3 protein-coding genes and 1 pseudogene are annotated in these 3,670 nt (G+C 46.2%); 3 read left to right on the top strand and 1 reads right to left on the bottom strand.

Annotated elements, in window-relative coordinates; translation table 11 throughout:
- A pseudogene (locus VIR50_RS03445) lies at window positions 1-268 on the top strand (TonB-dependent receptor); the annotation flags it as partial.
- 57 nt (window positions 269-325) lie between these two features.
- Here the strand turns inward: VIR50_RS03445 and VIR50_RS03440 are convergent.
- Window positions 326-478, bottom strand: coding sequence for a hypothetical protein (locus VIR50_RS03440; protein WP_331933744.1), 153 nt, complete (start codon window positions 476-478; stop codon window positions 326-328).
- A 610-nt stretch (window positions 479-1,088) separates the two neighbouring features.
- Between VIR50_RS03440 and VIR50_RS03435 the strand changes: the two genes are divergently transcribed.
- Window positions 1,089-2,015, top strand: coding sequence for a magnesium transporter CorA family protein (locus tag VIR50_RS03435; RefSeq protein WP_331933743.1), 927 nt, complete (start codon window positions 1,089-1,091; stop codon window positions 2,013-2,015).
- 161 nt (window positions 2,016-2,176) lie between these two features.
- Window positions 2,177-3,670: DUF349 domain-containing protein (locus tag VIR50_RS03430; protein WP_331933742.1), on the top strand; the 1,494-nt coding region annotated here is incomplete at its 3' end.

Genomic DNA, 3,670 nt, shown 5'->3' with positions numbered 1-3,670 from the left:
AGCCATCACCATAGGCGCCAACATGAACGCCCAAGGCCAACTGTTTTGGGACGAGGCCAATAGCTACAGCCAAGACTTCTACGCCGTCATGGGCGCCCACGTAAAGGCCGACTTGGGTTTCCTCTCCATCGACCTATGGGGTCGAAACCTCACCAATAGTCGCTATAACACCTTTGCCGTGAGCAGTGCGGCTACCGGAAAGCTCCACTATTTCGGACAGTTGGGCAATCCTTTCCAATGCGGTGTCGACGTAAGACTCCATTTCTAAAAATCATAACTCATCTTTATAACCACCTTGTAAGGGATAGGCTGCGGCCTGTCCCTTTTACTTTTTCTCCGCCATGGGGTGCCTATCACCCTTAACCTCATGGCCGCCCATACCCCCGCGAGCCACATCTTCTATCCTCCCCTTCCCCTTGTCGGCTCTGCGACCCACGCTCTTCCCACCCGTAAAATCATCTTTTAAAAGACCAACCATCCATCTTTCTCATCCCCCGTCGGCCCCCATTGGCCTTATCATTCCTATTCGTTAAAATATTAAGAATAATCTTTACAAAAGCTCACGGATGGCTGCGTTATTTGAAAATAAAATGCCTTTGGCCGCAAATATCTCATTTTTCGGGCTACTTATAACCATCGGTAAATCAATCACTTGTAATTTCTTTACAAATCGTTACGGTCTTTCGGCAGCCTCAAAGCAGCCCTTTTACCCCTTTATCTCTGCCTTTCCATCCGCTCAAAACGGCCCACCGAGCGCCCCGAAGCAGCCCTTTCGCCGGCTCATTAAGGGCCTTTTACACCACCGTATCAGGCCTTTCAACCTACAACCCCATACCGCCAACCTGCCATACGCCCCCTTCCCGGCCCCTCACCACTCCCATTGAAGCGCTCCGAAAGTGTTAAAAACCGGATAAAATATTTGACAATAGCCGAGCCTTTGAAAATATTTTGCTACTTTTGCGGTTGAAAACAATTATTCAATCATCACATGGACGACTATCACGCGGAAACGTTTTATTACATGTGTGAGGATTAGTAAGGTATGAAAGCTAATCCCCACGCCCAATCATTTACGGAGATTAGCACTAATGAGAACATACTGGAACATTACTGAAAAATTGAGTTTGCTCAAAGAATGGCAACCCAATTGCTGGATACAAGTGACCTGTCCGACGGACGAAGATCAGGACTTTCTTGAGAAGAAATTCCAAATTCCCGACTACTTCATGAGCGACATCAGCGATACTGATGAGCGTGCACGCTACGAATACGATGATGGCTGGATGTTAATCATCCTCCGTATTCCCTATGTTAAGGAGATACGGTCGCGCACGCCCTACACTACCGTGCCGCTGGGTATCATCCATAAGCGCGACGTAACTATCACCGTATGTTATTACGAAACCAATATGATGCTCGATTTCGTGAGCTATCAGCAAAAGCGTGGTGAGGGATTTACCGACTATGTCGACCTTATCTTCCGCTTGTTCCTCTCGTCTGCCGTGTGGTATCTGAAGCGATTGAAGCAAATCAACACCCTTATCGAGAAGGCCAAGCACAATCTTGACCAAGGCGTTAACAACGAAAGCCTTATCGGTCTCAGCCGTTTGCAGGACTCATTGACTTATTTCATTACCTCCATTCGTGGCAATGAAACGCTTTTGCAGAAGCTAAAATTCAAGCTGCAAGTCGACGAACTCGACGCCGATTTAATTGAAGATGTCAACATTGAGATGACGCAGGCACGCGAAACGACCAACATCTATTCCGACATTCTCGAATCAACGATGGATACTTACTCAAGTATCATCAACAATAACATGAACACCGTGATGCGTACTCTTACCTCCGTGAGTATCATCATGATGTTTCCCACACTCATCGCCAGTATCTTCGGCATGAATCTTATCAATGGTATGGAGACCAGCAGTTGGGGATTTGCCATCGCCATCATTATCTCCGTGGTGGTCAGTGGCCTGAGTTGGTTCATCCTTCGTCACAAAAGACTCCTCTAACTCGCTACCTACCAACGACTTTCCAAAGCCAAATAAAAGCAAAAAAAGTCATTATAAATTAGGTATTTACAATTATTTTACTTAAGTTTGCAAGCCATAACGATAAGCCGATTCCTAACGGAATCATGGAAATAACCGAATCATAAACTTAAAATGGTTAAATGATGGACTCTCAAGAAAACACCCTGAACCAAGGGAAACAGGAAGATAATGTAGTATCAGAACACATTACAGCACCGGTAGAAGAAGCTCTTTCACCCACAGTCTACAAGTCAAAATCAGAGATTATCGACCGCTTAAAGGAAATCGTAAGCAATGAAGAGAATCCTCAAAAAGACGAGATAGACCATCTGAAAACATCGTTCTACAAGATTCATATCGCTGAACGTGAAGCCAAACAGAAAGAATATCTTGAGAGTGGAGGCGATCCCGAGCAGTACATTGTGACGCCCGACGAGCAAGAAGAGGTCTTCAAGGCCGAAATGGGGCTCATAAAAGAAAAACGACAAAAGCTCTTTCTCCAACAAGAAGAGGAGAAACAACATAACTTGGCCAAGAAACTTGAGATTATCGAAGCCATCAAATCCATGGCAACATCGCCCGACGAAGCCAACAAATCATACCCTAAATTCAAGGAATTACAGCAGCAATGGAAAGAAATTAAGGCCGTTCCTGCCGATAAAGCCAATGAACTATGGCGTAACTATCAGCTTTACGTAGAACAATTCTACGACTTATTGAAGCTCAACAGTGAGGCCCGGGAGTATGACTTCAAGAAAAACTTGGAACTCAAGACGGCCCTTTGTGAGGCCGCGGAGAAGCTCGATCAGGAAGAAGACGTCATTAGCGCCTTCCATCAGTTGCAGGAACTCCACCAGCAATACCGTGAAATAGGTCCCGTTTCCAAAGAGTTGAGAGAGCAGATATGGAGCCGTTTCAAGGCCGCATCTACCGTTATCAACAAGAAACATCAGCAACATTTTGAGTCATTGCGGTCACAAGAGGAAGAAAATCTTACCCGCAAGACGGCCCTCTGTGAGCAAGTGGAGGCTATATTGGCCGAAGACAACAAGACCGCCGCTGACTGGGAAAAGCATACCAAGGCCATTATCGCCATTCAATCAGAGTGGAAGACCATCGGTTTTGCGCCACAGAAAATGAACGTAAAGATATTTGAGCGCTTCCGTGCGGCCTGCGATGACTTCTTCAGTAAGAAGGCCCAATACTTTAAACAGCTCAAAGATACCTTCTCGGAGAATGCTGCCAAGAAAGAAGCCCTCGTCGAAAAAGCCCGTGCTTTGCAAGACAGCACCGATTGGAAGTCTACCAGTGACAAGCTCATTGCCCTGCAAAAAGAGTGGAAAACCATAGGTATGGTGCCCAAGAAGTTAGGCGACCAGCTATGGAACGACTTCCTTACGGCCTGCAATAAGTTCTTTGAGGCCCGCAACACAGCCAACGCCGGCACCCGCAATGAGGAACATCAAAACTTGGAAGAGAAGCGAAACATCATATCACAACTCAAGTCTTTGGCCGAAGAACAAGCTGAAGGATTGCAGGAGAAGGTACAATCGCTCGTCGAATCTTACAACAAGATAGGCCACGTTCCTTACAAAGACAAGGACAAACTCTACAAAGAGTACCACGAAGTGCTC

This window comes from Prevotella sp. (assembly GCF_036570325.1).
GTDB lineage: Bacteria > Bacteroidota > Bacteroidia > Bacteroidales > Bacteroidaceae > Prevotella.
This window is presented reverse-complemented; position numbering and strand designations above follow the sequence as displayed.